The organism is Paenibacillus tundrae, assembly GCF_030812775.1.
Lineage (GTDB): Bacteria > Bacillota > Bacilli > Paenibacillales > Paenibacillaceae > Paenibacillus > Paenibacillus tundrae_A.
Map to the genome: position 1 here is coordinate 329,636 of NZ_JAUSTI010000004.1, position 15,121 is coordinate 344,756.

General features: G+C 36.2%; 20 protein-coding genes and 2 pseudogenes. All 22 read left to right on the forward strand.

Features of this window, described 5'->3' with window-relative positions; all coding sequences use genetic code 11:
- Positions 1–92: 92 nt before the first annotated feature.
- Positions 93–521: a hypothetical protein gene (locus tag J2T19_RS09780; protein WP_307215136.1), complete on the forward strand. Its 429-nt coding sequence runs from the start codon at positions 93–95 to the stop codon at positions 519–521.
- A 165-nt stretch (positions 522–686) separates the two neighbouring features.
- On the forward strand, positions 687–1,271 hold the full coding sequence (locus J2T19_RS09785; protein WP_307215137.1) for a Type 1 glutamine amidotransferase-like domain-containing protein: 585 nt from the start codon (positions 687–689) through the stop codon (positions 1,269–1,271).
- Positions 1,272–1,324: 53 nt separating this feature from the next.
- Positions 1,325–2,089 (forward strand): nucleotidyltransferase domain-containing protein, encoded by a 765-nt coding sequence (locus J2T19_RS09790; RefSeq protein WP_307215139.1) that lies wholly within the window; start codon positions 1,325–1,327, stop codon positions 2,087–2,089.
- 297 nt (positions 2,090–2,386) lie between these two features.
- Positions 2,387–2,791, forward strand: coding sequence for a DUF4259 domain-containing protein (locus tag J2T19_RS09795; RefSeq protein WP_307215141.1), 405 nt, complete (start codon positions 2,387–2,389; stop codon positions 2,789–2,791).
- Between the two features lie 144 nt (positions 2,792–2,935).
- The gene (locus J2T19_RS09800) at positions 2,936–3,682 is read left to right on the forward strand and encodes a metallophosphoesterase family protein (RefSeq protein WP_307215143.1); all 747 of its coding nucleotides are present in this window, start codon (positions 2,936–2,938) and stop codon (positions 3,680–3,682) included.
- A gap of 217 nt (positions 3,683–3,899) precedes the next feature.
- On the forward strand, positions 3,900–4,376 hold the full coding sequence (locus J2T19_RS09805) for a hypothetical protein (protein ID WP_307215145.1): 477 nt from the start codon (positions 3,900–3,902) through the stop codon (positions 4,374–4,376).
- An 84-nt stretch (positions 4,377–4,460) separates the two neighbouring features.
- Entirely contained in the window at positions 4,461–5,090 is a 630-nt protein-coding gene (locus tag J2T19_RS09810; RefSeq protein WP_307215147.1) for a DUF3885 domain-containing protein, read from the forward strand.
- 60 nt (positions 5,091–5,150) lie between these two features.
- Positions 5,151–5,621, forward strand: coding sequence for a hypothetical protein (locus tag J2T19_RS09815; protein WP_307215149.1), 471 nt, complete (start codon positions 5,151–5,153; stop codon positions 5,619–5,621).
- On the forward strand, positions 5,614–6,588 hold the full coding sequence (locus tag J2T19_RS09820; protein WP_307215151.1) for a Cof-type HAD-IIB family hydrolase: 975 nt from the start codon (positions 5,614–5,616) through the stop codon (positions 6,586–6,588). The genes J2T19_RS09815 and J2T19_RS09820 overlap by 8 nt, the downstream gene beginning before the upstream one ends.
- A gap of 89 nt (positions 6,589–6,677) precedes the next feature.
- A pseudogene (locus J2T19_RS09825) lies at positions 6,678–7,017 on the forward strand (GrpB family protein).
- A gap of 44 nt (positions 7,018–7,061) precedes the next feature.
- Positions 7,062–7,622 (forward strand): histidine phosphatase family protein, encoded by a 561-nt coding sequence (locus tag J2T19_RS09830; RefSeq protein ID WP_307215153.1) that lies wholly within the window; start codon positions 7,062–7,064, stop codon positions 7,620–7,622.
- A 47-nt stretch (positions 7,623–7,669) separates the two neighbouring features.
- A pseudogene (locus tag J2T19_RS09835) lies at positions 7,670–8,127 on the forward strand (NUDIX hydrolase).
- 180 nt (positions 8,128–8,307) lie between these two features.
- Positions 8,308–8,790, forward strand: a complete 483-nt coding sequence (locus tag J2T19_RS09840) for a DinB family protein (protein ID WP_307215155.1) — start codon at positions 8,308–8,310, stop codon at positions 8,788–8,790.
- Positions 8,791–8,823: 33 nt separating this feature from the next.
- Positions 8,824–9,420: a hypothetical protein gene (locus J2T19_RS09845; RefSeq protein ID WP_307215157.1), complete on the forward strand. Its 597-nt coding sequence runs from the start codon at positions 8,824–8,826 to the stop codon at positions 9,418–9,420.
- Positions 9,421–9,489: 69 nt separating this feature from the next.
- Positions 9,490–10,215 (forward strand): hypothetical protein, encoded by a 726-nt coding sequence (locus J2T19_RS09850; protein WP_307215159.1) that lies wholly within the window; start codon positions 9,490–9,492, stop codon positions 10,213–10,215.
- Between the two features lie 28 nt (positions 10,216–10,243).
- The gene (locus J2T19_RS09855) at positions 10,244–10,825 is read left to right on the forward strand and encodes a chloramphenicol phosphotransferase CPT family protein (protein ID WP_307215161.1); all 582 of its coding nucleotides are present in this window, start codon (positions 10,244–10,246) and stop codon (positions 10,823–10,825) included.
- Between the two features lie 127 nt (positions 10,826–10,952).
- Positions 10,953–11,246 carry a hypothetical protein gene (locus J2T19_RS09860; RefSeq protein WP_307215163.1) on the forward strand — a complete coding sequence of 98 codons (294 nt, stop codon included), beginning with the start codon at positions 10,953–10,955 and terminating at the stop codon, positions 11,244–11,246.
- A 94-nt stretch (positions 11,247–11,340) separates the two neighbouring features.
- Positions 11,341–11,820 carry an NUDIX hydrolase gene (locus J2T19_RS09865; RefSeq protein WP_307215165.1) on the forward strand — a complete coding sequence of 160 codons (480 nt, stop codon included), beginning with the start codon at positions 11,341–11,343 and terminating at the stop codon, positions 11,818–11,820.
- 21 nt (positions 11,821–11,841) lie between these two features.
- On the forward strand, positions 11,842–12,417 hold the full coding sequence (locus J2T19_RS09870) for a Type 1 glutamine amidotransferase-like domain-containing protein (RefSeq protein ID WP_307215167.1): 576 nt from the start codon (positions 11,842–11,844) through the stop codon (positions 12,415–12,417).
- 386 nt (positions 12,418–12,803) lie between these two features.
- A complete protein-coding gene (locus tag J2T19_RS09875) occupies positions 12,804–13,202 on the forward strand; it encodes a hypothetical protein (RefSeq protein WP_307215169.1) in 399 nt (132 codons plus the stop codon).
- Between the two features lie 162 nt (positions 13,203–13,364).
- On the forward strand, positions 13,365–14,540 hold the full coding sequence (locus tag J2T19_RS09880) for an S-layer homology domain-containing protein (protein WP_307215171.1): 1,176 nt from the start codon (positions 13,365–13,367) through the stop codon (positions 14,538–14,540).
- A gap of 40 nt (positions 14,541–14,580) precedes the next feature.
- Positions 14,581–15,114: a GNAT family N-acetyltransferase gene (locus J2T19_RS09885; RefSeq protein WP_307215173.1), complete on the forward strand. Its 534-nt coding sequence runs from the start codon at positions 14,581–14,583 to the stop codon at positions 15,112–15,114.
- The last annotated feature ends 7 nt before the right edge of the window (positions 15,115–15,121 follow it).

The following is a 15,121-nucleotide window of genomic DNA, read 5'->3' on the forward strand; positions in this document are numbered from 1 at the left end:
GATTCATAGAAGTCATGGACATCTAGCATTTGCTGGATTGTGAATACGGAAATGTTAGGTGAAATACAAGTAATTAAAGGAGTAACATATTCATGAAGAAAGTCTTAGTAGCAATATTATTAATATGTATTACTTTTTCATTAATTAGTTGTAAAGTAAGTAGTGGTAAATCTGAAATCATGGACGATGGTATTGTGATTAATCAAACATCTACCTCCTTAGGTGGGGAAAGCCCAGATATAACTGAAGTATCTTATAGCGTCAACTTGCAAAATAAATTAGGAAAACCAATCTTAATAATATCGATCCAGCCAGTAATATCTAAAGATTTACAAGATAGATTAATTGACGATTCTATACGACTAGAAGTAAATAAAAAAATTGAAAGTAATGAATCAGAAGAGGTATCCGGGTACTTGAAGATCGATACAGAAGGACTTAGTAAAGAAGAAATAATGAAATTTGAATTAGTAATTAGGGAATATAAAATACAAACTGAACAATTTGTCAGAACTAATTAACGAGATTTATTAAGTATTCAGAGATGGCTTAGCTTATACATCACCTAACACATTGTTCACGTTGTGGACTTTCGTCCCTTGGTTGTGAGGTGTATAATACTGGAAGATGATCAGACAACAAACGCCCCAGCCCAAGATAAGAGCTATCTAAGGCTGGGGATTTCGATGAGTAGCTTGTTACTAACTTCGTGTGGTTTTAATACTGAAGATATTAAGAATCAATTTCTGAGTTTGATTGAAAGAGATATTTCTCAATTAAAGGTCTCTATTATTACAACAGCATCCCCTATGAAAGAAAATAATAGATATGCACAAAGGGCGGTGCAGGACTTCAAAGATATGGGGTTTCAGCATATTGATTTTGTAGATATAGAATTTGATGATCCGCAACTTCTCATACATAGCGATGTTATATATATCAATGGTGGAAATCCATTTACATTATTGTTTTACGCTAAGGAAAGTGGTGCTGATGAAATTATTAAAACATTGGCCACACAGAATGTAATTATAGTTGGAGTGAGTGCTGGAACGTTATTACTGGGGCCGAATATTAACATTGTCGATTTTTTTACTCCACAGATGAATACAATGGATTTAACAGATTTTAAAGCATTAGGTATAACAGACAAGCTTATTTTTCCTCACTATGATCGAGAGGACAAATTTAAAGATAGTACGAATAAAACAATTGAAGAGAGAATAGTAGCATTTGAATCCAATGAGAACTGTAAAGGTGACAAGGCTTAAAGATGAAGAATATATCTCAATCTTAATGAATCAAGCATTTTAGGAGGGTCTACATGATATTAGAAAAAGTAATAAATAGAGTTGAAATACAAAGTGAATATATGGATTTGGTTGATAAGTATATAGATCATGTACGTACCGAATTCAAAGGTAAAATTCATAGTATTTATATGTGCGGTTCGATTCCCAAAGGAACTGCTACACCTTTTAAGTCAGATGCAGACTTTACGATTGTATGTGAAAATCCCAAAGATATCGATTACGAAAGATTGTCGAATATCAAAGACAGGCTTTTGGAAGAATATCCATTCGTAACTAAGATTGATACGATAATTTGCTCCATAGACGATGTATTAAATAAACCGAATGAGTGGGGTTTCTGGGTTAAGATCATTTGTGTTTGCATACATGGGGATGACATTGGTGAAAAAGTGCTCCCGATCATTATTTCTCCAGAATTCATTTTAGACTTAAATACAGAGACCAAGGAGGAAGTAGATCGTATACACCGTTCACTTTCTAATACTAGTGATAACGCATTAAAAACTAGATATATTAAAGGTTACTCTAAGAGATTGATTCGTGCATTATACTCTTTGGTTTTAGTAGATACAGGTGTATGGCAAGATGACATGCTTAAGATGAAGAATGCCATCGTAGACTATTGTGACATTGACTCCGCTCTAGTTGATTATCTGTATGCTTGTTACTTGGATTGTCATAGTGTACTTGTTGAAGAGTTTCTGGAAATTGCAGATGAAGTATATAGCTATTTTGAGAACGCCTTAAAGGCAATGGCTGATTCCAGAAAACCCTAGAGTAAAACATATTCACGCTCCTTGTTACTCGGAGAAGCAAATGATAAAAATTTTCCTGAGTTGTTGAGATGTGAATGCATAGGTCTTGTGCAAGCCTCACAACTTTAATCAGGCACGCTAAGGAGCCAAGTCGTCGTTAATACAGCTTGGAAACCTGTAGCTGAGAATCATCCGGATCAGAGGACTTGCATCTCCGCTCCCATTGGTCGTTTAATTGGGTAGGGTATGGTAAATGCAGAACACTGTGCGGGAGTACTAAGAGCTTTTAAAACATAATAACACTTTAGGGGGCTAATGATGGGAGCATGGGGAACTGGAATTTTTGAAAACGATGATGTGTTAGATTGGAAGGCAGATTTACTTGATTCTGATGACATTGAATTAATTGAAGAAACGATTGAAGAGGTCTTAGAAGAAGAATATATTGAGTCAGATTTAGCTTCAAATGCTCTAGGCGCAATCGAAATCCTTGCAGCTTTACAAGGCAAACCTGGCCAAGAGACATTAAATAGTCAAAGTAATACTGAAGATTTATATGAATGGATCGATGCACATAAAGGTAAAGGGAAAAATCTCATTTCCAAAGCTAAACGAGCAATTATAAAAATTAAGAAAGACTCAGAACTACAAGAGTTATGGGAAGAATCAGGGGAATATTCGAACTGGTTGAATACACTAAATGACCTCGAAAGTCGATTGTAAAGTAAATAATAGCTCTCCGCGAAGGAGGGGATTACATAAATAAGATACTCATGCTACGAGCTTCCTCCTAGATTCGGCGTTCACCGAACATCCATGACACGTTAGGTGGTGAATAAAGGAACGTTATAAAAAGGAGAGGTCTAAATGAAGATTGCTATCCTAACTGATATTCATGGTAATTATCCTGCATTAAGTGCCGTATTCTCTGATATTGATTCTCGTGGGGACATCGAACATATATATTGTCTGGGTGATATGATTGGCATTGGCCCTAACTCTAACGAAGTGCTTGAAGAGATAATGTATCGAAAGGATGTAACGGTGGTTTCAGGTAATCATGAAGAGGCAGTTGTGAAACTACTGCAAGGCGAGGATACCTTACCGGGTCATGAAATGATCGCTGAACATCATAAGTGGATCGGTAAACAGCTAAAAAAAGAAAATATCAAGTTTATAGAAAATCTCCCTCAGACATTAGAAGTTGAAATAGAAGGGCAAAAAATATTTATAACGCATTACCATATGAAGAAAGGAGAAAGAGAAATAATAGATGAAGCCCCTTTGGGATTGAAATTAGACGCAAGATATGAAGGCTCACCTTATAGTCTCGTTTGTTTTGGTCATCATCATCCAGTCCATTACTTCAAGACAAATCAAAGGGTTTATTTGAATCCTGGAGCATTAGGTTGTAATGAACATGCGATTGCAAGATACGCGGTAGTAGAACTCCAAAAAGGAACAATAAGTGTTCAACTTATAGGGACCACATATGATAATAAAGCATTTTTGGAATCTTTTGAGCAGTTAAACGTTCCAGACAGAGAGTTTATATTAAAAGCTTTTCATGGAAACCAACTAGAGAGAGATTTCAAAGATGGTAATAACATCTGATAACATAATCTTCAAGCTGCTCCTTCGGAGCCTGGGTCAGTCTGCGGATGGATCTCAGGGAGGAATTCGGCTCTACAATTCAATGGGGTTATTTATTATAACAAGAAAAGATAACTTTTGGAGAAACTTATATTCATAATTATGATACTGATACAGGAACTAAAGATTTAATCATAGCCTCACTCAAAATATATTTAAGATAGGTTGACGCCAATTGATGTTAGCTTCAACTACTTATTCAAAAGGAGATATGATGTATAGAAAAATATTAATTATTGCTTGTCTGATAGAAGTGTCGTTTTTGATTTTTTTACAATATCGTTACAATCATATTTTGGATGTGTTTTCTTTTATTGGAGCGTTAGTTTTTTTCATGGTATTGAGTTATTTCTTGAAATTTCAACTAAGCAAAAAACGTAAAGAAGTAATACTTTTTTTACAAGCACTCTTTTTAATATTTGTTCCAATTTATGTGATTTCAACACTCCCTCAATACACTTATGAAAGTGCGGTAGATAAGTTCACTCAGAAATTAGAAGAACCTTATGTGGTTAATAAGCAGAAGAATACATTAATACAAAATGAATTGAATGAAATAAAAAAAGGTTATATGTTTACTGTGGAACAAAATTCCAAAGTGAATTCATACGCTTTTGATCCGTGGACTGGTAATTATTATGAAGTACAAGATTAAGGTAAGACTTGGCTACTCAGTTTAATTGATGTAGACATTATAAAGATGTAGACGAAACGAATGATAAAGGTGGAAATTAACTAGATGTCTATTCAACAATTTATAAATGAACATCTCTCTAATATAATCTTTGAACCACCATTCTATTATAATAATGATTTTAGTATCCGGTTTGAACTGGGACCACCAAACAGCAATATTGATAATGACACATACTATAGTGTAGTTCAGGAGAGAATTCTTGCCTTATTTCTAGCGATATTTAAAGAGAAGCATCCGGTTTATATTGTTGGGGTATCATATGAACCTATTGGAGATTTAGATGCTTATATTGAAGAGGAAATTGACCTTCTTCAATATTTTGCAGACCACACAATGAATAATTTTCTTTACAAAGAAGATTATGACGATGAAACACTAGAGTTGACTGGACATTATAAATTTTACTCTCTTGAATGCAAACTGTCCGAGATAGACTATATTGATTTGTTAGGACTTATTGGAGGATTTACTCAGAAGAATAATTACCTTAATTCAAGAATTTACTTCATAGATCCTCAATCCCAATTGGTTTTTCACATTTATGATGATCGTGGTTTAGACATCGTCTCACCGACTAAGGAAGCCTTGCTTTACTTGTACAAGGAATTTAACGATTGGATTCTTGATTACGATCGAAAAGAGATAGATAAGATATTTAAGAGTATTTCATAGAAATCAATTGTCCCGAACGTAGACAAAAACACGGGGATTTTGTGGAGAGGAGGCGAAAATGTGATTGGTCCGATAATCTTAAGAGGTGATTTAATTCATCAGTTTAAAGAGCACCTCACCAACACTGAATACCATCGTGTAATACATAACGGTGTAGCCGATACCAATAGTACAACTGAAAGATTCGAATTGGAAAAACTAAATGATACATTCGATACATTTATTAACTCAGACTATCCTATCATTTGTAAGTCAGGCAGCAAGAGTACAATTCCATTCTGGGATTACCACATTGCAGTCAACCGTTCCAGATACGACAAAGAAGTTATTGTAACTGAACTTTTGGTTCGAGAACCTAATGATCAGAACGTAACAAATGCAGTTTTAATGGCGTTCTATATGTTAATTAATGAGAAGTACAAGTATGAAAGATTAGTAGTGCCAATAAGAATGAATGACATCGTTGGATATGAAGAAATAGGGATACAATCTCACAAAGATGGAAAGGTTCTATTTAGAAAATATGCGTGAGTCACTGCTATTCCGTTATTCTATGAAATTCCGAGTTATAATTTTGATCATTATAACTGATTGGGACAAAGAAGCATTGCAATTTTATTTGAATAATCGAGCATGGTATTCCGAAGAAAAACGTTGTTGGGGGTTGAATCCATTGAAGTATTCAACTGTAGTTCTTGACTTGGACGGAACATTATTGAATTCAAAAAAAGAAGTATCCAAGAGAAATTTAGATGCTGTCTTATCTTGTTATCTGAAAGGAATGAGAATAATATTCGCAACAGCTCGACCGCCCAGAGCTGTTAATTGGTTCCTTCCTCAAGAACTATTGGATATCGGGGCTTTTGTATATTACAACGGAGCTCAAGTGATCTGTAAGGAAACCAAGATAGAAATTAATGAATCAATCCCTGCTAATGTAACCACAGAAATTCTCGATTACTGTTTGAAGTGTAACCCCGAGATTGAGCTGACGATGGAAGTAAGAGATGAGTGGTTTAGTTTAAGAGAGCTTGATTATATTACCTCAATGAACACACGATCTAACCCCATAGTAAAACCCTTAAAAGAATTAAAGCAATATGATGCTACGAAGATACTCCTTTCCGGTAATAATGACAGTTCTGGATTATTAAAAAAATTCGAAGGTAAAGTGAATATACTAATTACGGATAATCATCAATTAATACAAATCATGCCTCTTCTGGCATCTAAGGAACTGGCGATTACTAAACTCTGTGAATTGTATAATGTAGAATTGGATTCCGTTATTGTATTCGGTGATGACCATAATGACTTAGGTCTCTTTAAGAAGGCTGGATACGCTATTGCTATGGGGAATGCAATAAAGGAATTGAAGGAAATTGCTGATGAAATAACCGCTAATAATGATGAGAACGGTGTAGCTGTAAGTTTAGAAAGATTTTGTGGGTCACGTAGGCTGTTTGAACGTCAGGATGGCGCGAAGGGTTTTGGATAATCTTCATAAACACTTATTTTTTTGGGCGAATCTCAAGCATGAGTAAAAAAACAATAATTATTGAAGATTACAACAATGCATGGCCTGAAATGTTTTCTAATCTGAAATCCATCATAGAACATAGACTCGGGGATCTCGTACTTCGAATCGAGCACGTTGGTAGTACCGCAGTACCAGGATTAGCGGCAAAACCTATTATAGATATTGATGTAGTAATTGATTCAATGGACGTACTCCCGGACGTCATTCAAGGATTAGAAAGTTTAGGCTACCATCAGACATATATCCTTCAGAGATGCATTAATTAACAATCCTGAATTTGTAGTCGAATATGCAACTCTAAAGAAAGAACTAGTTTTTAAACATAGTGAAAATCGGCAGGCTTACACAGATGGGAAGATCGAATTTGTAAATAAAGTACTGATGTGAAATCACAGTAAATCTATTTATCAGAGCGTCTCAAGGAGGTCTAAATGAAAACTACAGTCTACATGGTTAGGCATGCGGAATCACCATATGATGAAGGAAATGAAAGAACTAGAGGTCTTACTGCAAAAGGGAAGGCGGATGTTGAAAAAGTAACGAAGTTACTTAGTGATGAAGGAATAGATATCATACTTTCAAGTCCATATCGCCGAGCGGTATTGAGTGTTGAGGGATTAGCGCAGCACTTAAACCTAGAGATAGAAACATTTGAAGATCTAAGGGAACGTCACTTCTCATCAGATGATGTTATTGATTTAATGTCTAATATTAGAAACAACTTCTACAACGCTGAATATGTCTTTCCAGGTGGCGAATCTAACGCGGATTGCCAGAATAGGTCAATTACAGTGCTCAAAACCATATTAAAAGAACACAAGGGAAAGAAAATTGCGATTGGAACACACGGTCTTGTAATGACTTTGATGATGAATCATTTTGATTCAAATTATGGCTTAGCTTTCTTAGATCAATTAAAGAAGCCGGATATCTATAAAATGCAATTTGAAGACCTGGAATTGAAAGAAGTAACGAGACTGTGGAATGAATAGATATAATTAAGCTTAGCTCTACAGAAGTTTATGAAAGGAGAAAATTAATGGATTATATCAAGTGGATTAGAAGTAAGGTAGGCACTGAAATGATCATTCTTAACTTTGCAGGAGCCATCGTTTTAAACGAAGAAGGACAAATATTGCTTCAACGCAGAAGAGATAAAAATGCTTGGGGATTCCCAGGAGGAGCTATGGAGTAGGCGAATCTGCTGAAGAGACAGCTATTCGTGAAGTGAAAGAAGAAACAGGAGTAACAATCTTAGTTGAGAAATTAATAGGCGTGTATACCAAGTATTTTGACAGGTATGCAAATGGGGATCAGGCACAAACGATTTCATTTTTTTATCAGGGACGCATTTCCGATGGAGAACTGATTAGTAGTAATGAAGAAAGTATAGAAGTTCAATTCTTTGATCCAGATGAAGTGCCTGAGTTATTTAATCAGCAGCATACTGATGCCTTTAATGATTTTAGGGCTCAAAGAGTAGGAGTATCTAGATAAAGGGAGACCTATAATTAAAGGCGATTCAAAGATGACTGATTCATCACATAACATAATATTCACGTATTGGGCATCCGCACGGGGTCTGGTATCCTCCCGACACTTCAGCATACGATGGGTTCTGAATATATGAACGTTATGTGTAAGACTCTAAATTAATGAAGAGAAGAGGATTATATGATGAGCTATAAATCCATTTTGATTGATCAATTAACGGCATGTTATAACGATAAGAGTTGGTTTGTTCCTCTTGCGGAGATCCTGGAGGATTTAACAGCGGAAGAAGCAGTCATTAAGAATGACAATGGACAAAGCATATGGTCGATCGTGAATCATCTTATTTTTTGGAATGAAAAATGGCTTGAGCGATTCAAGGCTGGAGAATTTAGATTAGATCATAATATTGATAATGATGAGACATTTGCTGTGGCACAAGATCAATTGAATGAGATTGGCTGGAAAGAAACTTTAAATAAACTTGAGAATGTGTTTGTTAGTTGGAGAGTTGTTCTAGAAGAAACAGAAGAATCAAAGCTCACCAAACAACTTCCAGAATATTTCGATGCTCCTTGGTGGGGAGTTGTCTCTAATTTGAGTATTCATAATGCGTATCATGTGGGACAGATCATGTTATTAAAGAAGCAAATTCGAGTTGAAAAATGAGTGTAGAGGATGAACTAACAAAGGAGAAATGCAATGACTAATGATGTGTTAACTATTTTCAAAGAAATAAATAATAAAGATAACTTGCCAGCTGTGTGGCTCAGGAGAAATTCAACTCACTACCATCTGGTTTCATACATAAATCACATTATTGGATTGTATCTCAGTGGAACATTTGAATTCATTCCAGTATTCATTAACAGGGCTGATAAAGAGCTGAATTCTTTAACTGACAGAATCGGTCACCACCGGTATTTTGAGAAATGTCGGATCTTATTACTTCAGGTTTCGGATGAAATTACAACTAATCTGCATAACTCTTCACATAAAGAAATTTTGCCGTTAATTTACCAAGAAGATAAAGAGAGATTTAGTACATGCCCAGAGAAATTTTGCTTCCACTGGGTTGAAGAAGGGACGATTAAGCTTCCTTTTCAATTTGCAGAATTAGAAGAAGCATTCAAATTATCAAGTAATGCAACACCTTCAAAAACATCATATTGTGGTTGCGTATTTGGAACGTGTAAAAGGCAGGTAGTGGAAGATGGAAATAAGGATTGGTATGAACCCAATGAACCCTTATTAAGTGCATATAAAGTATCAGATAATCATTTTAGGAATGATTGCTGAAATGACCAAACATATAAAGGAAGGTATAGATTGCATCAGTTCAGTCAACCAAGAGAGGGGAAGGTATTCATGGATCAGCAGGAATATGGTCGTTATTTGTTAGCAATGGGCGGAGAAGAATTCGAGATACAAGAAGATGAGCAGGTAGAAGCAGACCATCTGTACGGGTTTTTTCAGTGGTTTATGCCAACGGGCTCGGGGGTTGAACGTGTATTTGAACCGATTCCTGGCGGGCAGCGTTTTCTGGACAGACTACGTCCAATTTATGAGATGTTGAATCCGGAAGATTTCACCGGCGAATATGTACCCGGTTATTTCAATGGTGGACATGAAGGTGCATCCGAGGAAGCATTACGAGGACTTGGCCAAGAGTTAATCAAAGGGTTGGAGAGTCTGTTCTCCATCGTGCCAGAAGATGACGAAGCAGCGGACATTGCTAAGGAAGCATTACACGATTTGGCTTGTGTGAAGGAAGTCGTAGTTTTAAAGCAGGGTGAAATTGGAAAGTTAGAGCAAGAAGCGCTTCATGGCACGGATGAAGAACACAGCGAAGCAGTATACGAAGCACTTGGAGAACTTCTCAGCTCACGCAGCGACTACAATGAGGCGATTGAAATATTGAACGAAGCCTACTACTCTATCGCTTGTGATTATTGGGTAGCTTACTACTTGCAATGGCCTCGTTATCAAGGTTTGCAGGACATGGAAGCCTGCTTATATCCGTACTTTGAGCTATACCGTTATGGATTCAATCTTCATTGGACTCAGAACGTGTTATTCATTGGAAAACGTTAAGCCAATTCATAAGATAAGGGTGATTAATGTGGAACGAGGACTCATTATATTTTTGAACGGAACGTCAAGTTCGGGGAAGACCAGCATTGCGATGGAAATGAAAAATCAGGCTGACATTCCCTTTCATCATCTGTCTGTAGATCAATTTTTCCAAAATTATGATCAATTCATCGATACTACATATCCAGATATCAAACCCACAAGAGAATTAGAAGCAGGTGTGATGTCAGACATTCTTTTTGACCCGATTGGCTCATTGTATTATGCAACTATCAAGTTATTTTCGGAGCTGGGTTTGCATGTGATTGTGGATACAGTCATCAGTAATGACAAGTGGTTTAATGATTTTTATGATTTGCTTTCGGATTATCCGATCATGTTTGTAGGTGTACATTGCTCCAAACAAGAACTCACCAGAAGAGAACAGAGCAGGGGAGATCGCGAGATTGGACTCGCCCATTCCCAGTTCGATTATATATACTCTTATGATGAATATGATTTGGAAGTGAATACGGAAGAACTCAGTTCAGCAGCATGTGCGGAGAAAATATTAAGTTATATGAAATCCGGTCAGGAATACACAGCCTTCAAAAAGTTAAGTAGAAGATGATGAAGTAAGCTGCAGAAGAAACTTGTTAATGGTTCACCTCACATAGTTAGATCATTTAAATCGATGTCTCAATACACTTTGGGGCATCGATTCATTGTATTTTGTCAGAACAGAAGGAGATCATCTCATGGAAACTAACGCTTTAAATCCAGAAGATCATATTCAGCAAAGGTTACAGGCAATCATTGAAGAAACACATTCCATTATTAACGATAAGCATAAACAATCCTTTGGCTCTCTGGAATATTTCTTGGAGCACATTCTAGAGTATCGGAAAGAGAAGCAATACATGACAGATGAGTGGCACATCCGTACCCCACGCTGGCTTGGAGAGTATGGCAATACACCGGAGGAAGAGAAGCTTCTCTCAGACATATATCAACTTCAAGCGTATATTGCTGAAAAGTTAAAGGGCGGATAAGCAGCCTACCGTTTTAAAAAACTGCAAGTATGATGATAGATTAAATGATTTTAATTAAAGTAACTATAACCTTTAACAGGAAAGGTGGATTACAATGTTTTATGTTAATACAAGAGCAATTATTGAAAGACATATTGATGATTATATCGAAATTGTGATTCAGAATAGAGTGAAACCGAATGAGCCATTAACGATTGAACTTCCTGGAGGGCGCATTGAACCTTTTGAATCATTAACACAAGCATTGAGGAGAGAAGTTAAAGAAGAAACGGGGCTAGATTTATCTGAAATTGAAGGAGAGGAATTAAGAATCGTTACAGAAGGAAATCACTTTGAAGTAGAATGTGTTAAACCATTTGTAGCGTACCAAACTATAAAGGGGCCAGTGGATTCGCTAGGTTATTATTTTAGATGTAAAGCAAACGGAGAGTTGCTTGAAACGGGAGATGAAACATCAGGGATTCGATGGATCAAGCTAAGAGATCTAAAAGAACTATTGGAAGAAAATCCTCTTCATTTTTCAGATATAGATCGAGCTGGAATACAATATTATATAAACGTAACACTCGTATAGAATTTTGGGCGGTGTATATCTATGGGGAAAATAGTTGCAATCGGTGGTGGCGAGATGCGGTTTCATGAGACTCTGCCTATAGATAGGTACATCGTTGAGTTTGCAAATATTGAAAATCCGAAGCTACTATTTATTCCAACAGCAAGTAATGATGCTAAAGGCTACATTGATACTGTTAAGGCTGTATATGGAGAGCAATTGGGTTGTGAAGTTGATACGCTATGTCTTGTCGATCAAGATATATCTGATGAAACCATTAAGAATAAGATCTTATCCTCCAATATCATTTATGTAGGTGGCGGAGACACTGTTAAAATGATGGAAATATGGAGAACTAAAAAAGTAGACCAATACCTTAAAGAAGCATTTACACAGAATATAGTATTATCGGGTTTAAGTGCAGGTTCGATTTGTTGGTTTTTGGAAGGCCATAGCAACAGTAGTATAGAAACCAATCGTGATGGATGGTGGGATAGAGAGAAAGTAATAGGACTCGGGCTCATTTCCGCTAATCACTGTCCACATTATAATGAAAATGGACATGAAACATTTGATGACAATATGTTATATGAAGAAGTTCCTGGGATTGCGCTTTAAAACACTGTCGCTATTGTAATAGAGGAAGATATGTACAAGATAGTAAAGAGTAATACAGAAAGTAAAGCGTATCTATTTAAAAAAAGTAACGGTAAAATGAATAAGATTCAGTTGAATAAACGTGATTTCAGAGATTTATAACTTTTCATTGAGGAATTGTCGAAAGTCGAAGAACCGCTTTTTGTATATCGAAAAAGTGGCTGACATCTGATAATATCGCAACGTTTTGTTGCTAGGAGAGGAAGTAATCAAAGTGCTAATTTTAAATGAAGTGAGAAGTAGCCGTAAAGGATAGAGAATCCCTACTCGAAGAAGGTTTATCTGGGGAAGTAGCTGCTGTATAGATAAAAGCTTTGTGACTAATGAAGATAAGAGGGGGGATTGTCATGGGAGTAGCAGGTAAATTGAGTTGCAAACAATGCTCTTACAGCCAAAATGTTTTTTTCGGAATAGGTTTTAAATATATTGATTTGAATAGGATTTTGGAATGGTATGAGCAGGAAGAGGGGCGGCAACAAATCAAAGAGTTTATAAACAAAGAAAATACAGAATTTGAATGCTATGATGGACTTTACGTTTGTGAACAATGTAAATACATATTAAATAGCGTATTTCTACACATAAATTCAAAAGATTCTTCTTATACAAATAGTTATGATTGTCCCCGTTGTAACATGGCAATGCCTAAGAAGCCAGTTCTGGATGATGTAAACAGTGGTTTGCTAGATTGTCCAGACTGTAAGGAAGAGAAATTAGAAATGCACTTAAATATGGATTGGGATTAGAATTTTGATTGCGAATCGACGATAACTATAACAATGTATGTCTACTTAAAGAATCTCCATCCTTCATCTAATATAATATTCACGCATCTGATACCAGCATTCTCTAGGGTCGTGATTGCAGTAACGGTAGGTGGAAGTAACAAATGAAAAGGGAGAAAATCTATGAAAAAGCTTATGAAGGTTATTACAATAGTTCTCATGATACCAATGTTACTTACAGGATGCATTTATTCAAATACTGAAGTGATTATTAATGAAAATGGTTCTGGCAGCGTAAAAGCTGTAAATGGTTTTGATAAAAATATATTGAACAAGCTCGGAAAAACCTATCAGGACTTTACGAGCAGAAGCAATGAATCCTATGACATTACATCTAGTGGTAAAAAGTATACTGTTGGTACATATGAAGACAAGTTCACAAATGATATTAATGATTCGGGTGTAGCAACCATTTCAAATGAAATGGGACTTGTATCTCTCAACAAAATTCATGGAGGATTCGAGTTGAAACTAGAACTTCATGACTTCATTAGCAAGGAGATGAGTTATGACACCAGATTTCCAGAACTTAAGGACATTTCGGATAAAACACTTAGAGGCATGAAGCTTAAGGATCTCATTGCTCAGGATGTTGATGGACTTGTACTTAAGGTCAAATTCAACATGCCATATGAAGTGAAGCAAGTTTCTGGTGGAACTAGTGGAGTGTATGTAAAAGGAAAAACCATTCAATTGGACTATCTGAAGATGATTAAATCTGGCAGCCGCGAATGGAAATTTGAATCTATAAAGAACCCTGGAAAAGTTGATCCCAATAGTACGTTGTTCATGGACGTTAAAAGCAGTGCATGGTATGCCAAGGCAGTGCTGGAAGTTAACAGCAAGGGAATAATGAAGGGGTTTGGTGACGGAACATTTAAACCTAACGGCACGCTCACCATGGCAGAGCTTGCCAAGATTGCTTCAGAAGTGGCAGGACAAAGCATTCCGAACAATCCAGAGTACTGGGCAATGGGTCATATTTTGTTTGCACAAGACACGGGGTTATTTTTTGAGAAAAAAACTGCCACGGCAAAAAATTGGAACGTACCTGCCACACGTGAACAGACAGTATATGCTATTTCAATGGCAGCAGGGCAGCAAGATGTCAAAGAAGTGTCATCAGACTCAATCAGTGACTGGAATCAAATTGACGACAGAATGAAGAATATGATCCTCTATGCATACCAAGCAGGAATTGTTGGTGGAAACTCTAACGGGAAGTTTGAACCAAAGAGCAAGGTAACACGCGCAGAAGTAGCACAAATTCTGAGTAATATTAAGAGATCTAAGAAATAAAAGCGATCCGTTTGATCTAAAAAAATGGGAGATGATTATGTTGCAGATCAGAGAAGCTACGATTCATGATGCTGAAGGAATTGCCAAAGTTCATGTGGATAGTTGGAGAACGACATACAAGGGGATTATTCCAGAGGAATTTTTAAACAATCTAACGTATGAACAAAGAACGGAATTATGGATTAAAAATATCAAGAAGACAGACGAATTTGTAATACTGGCAGAGAATACAAAAGGGGAAATCATTGGATTTGCAGATTGTTGGAAGAGAGAGACAAATACGGTGCCCAACTCAGGCGATTTAACTTCAATTTACATACTTGAGGAGTATCAAGGGATAGGGTTAGGGAAGGAATTACTTAAAAGTATATTTTTTCGATTCAATTCATTAGGTTACCAGAAAATATTCGTTGATGTTCTAGAGGATAACAAGACACGCTATTTTTATGAGTATTATGGAGCTCACTTATCTAAATCAGTTCAAATAAAAATTGGAGGAAAAATCCTTAATGAATTAATCTATGAATGGGATAACGTTGACGAAGTGTTAGCAAGATTAACTAAAACGGATTAGGGGGAAT

Excerpts from the sequence above, each read along its gene's own strand:
- J2T19_RS09780 (WP_307215136.1), top strand. The coding sequence starts at position 93 with ATGAAGAAAGTCTTAGTAGCAATATTATTAATATGTATTACTTTTTCA.
- J2T19_RS09785 (WP_307215137.1), top strand. The coding sequence starts at position 687 with ATGAGTAGCTTGTTACTAACTTCGTGTGGTTTTAATACTGAAGATATT.
- J2T19_RS09790 (WP_307215139.1), top strand. The coding sequence starts at position 1,325 with ATGATATTAGAAAAAGTAATAAATAGAGTTGAAATACAAAGTGAATAT.
- J2T19_RS09795 (WP_307215141.1), top strand. The coding sequence starts at position 2,387 with ATGGGAGCATGGGGAACTGGAATTTTTGAAAACGATGATGTGTTAGAT.
- J2T19_RS09800 (WP_307215143.1), top strand. The coding sequence starts at position 2,936 with ATGAAGATTGCTATCCTAACTGATATTCATGGTAATTATCCTGCATTA.
- J2T19_RS09805 (WP_307215145.1), top strand. The coding sequence starts at position 3,900 with ATGTTAGCTTCAACTACTTATTCAAAAGGAGATATGATGTATAGAAAA.
- J2T19_RS09810 (WP_307215147.1), top strand. The coding sequence starts at position 4,461 with ATGTCTATTCAACAATTTATAAATGAACATCTCTCTAATATAATCTTT.
- J2T19_RS09820 (WP_307215151.1), top strand. The coding sequence starts at position 5,614 with ATGCGTGAGTCACTGCTATTCCGTTATTCTATGAAATTCCGAGTTATA.
- J2T19_RS09830 (WP_307215153.1), top strand. The coding sequence starts at position 7,062 with ATGAAAACTACAGTCTACATGGTTAGGCATGCGGAATCACCATATGAT.
- J2T19_RS09840 (WP_307215155.1), top strand. The coding sequence starts at position 8,308 with ATGAGCTATAAATCCATTTTGATTGATCAATTAACGGCATGTTATAAC.
- J2T19_RS09845 (WP_307215157.1), top strand. The coding sequence starts at position 8,824 with ATGACTAATGATGTGTTAACTATTTTCAAAGAAATAAATAATAAAGAT.
- J2T19_RS09850 (WP_307215159.1), top strand. The coding sequence starts at position 9,490 with ATGGATCAGCAGGAATATGGTCGTTATTTGTTAGCAATGGGCGGAGAA.
- J2T19_RS09860 (WP_307215163.1), top strand. The coding sequence starts at position 10,953 with ATGGAAACTAACGCTTTAAATCCAGAAGATCATATTCAGCAAAGGTTA.
- J2T19_RS09865 (WP_307215165.1), top strand. The coding sequence starts at position 11,341 with ATGTTTTATGTTAATACAAGAGCAATTATTGAAAGACATATTGATGAT.
- J2T19_RS09870 (WP_307215167.1), top strand. The coding sequence starts at position 11,842 with ATGGGGAAAATAGTTGCAATCGGTGGTGGCGAGATGCGGTTTCATGAG.
- J2T19_RS09875 (WP_307215169.1), top strand. The coding sequence starts at position 12,804 with ATGGGAGTAGCAGGTAAATTGAGTTGCAAACAATGCTCTTACAGCCAA.
- J2T19_RS09880 (WP_307215171.1), top strand. The coding sequence starts at position 13,365 with ATGAAAAAGCTTATGAAGGTTATTACAATAGTTCTCATGATACCAATG.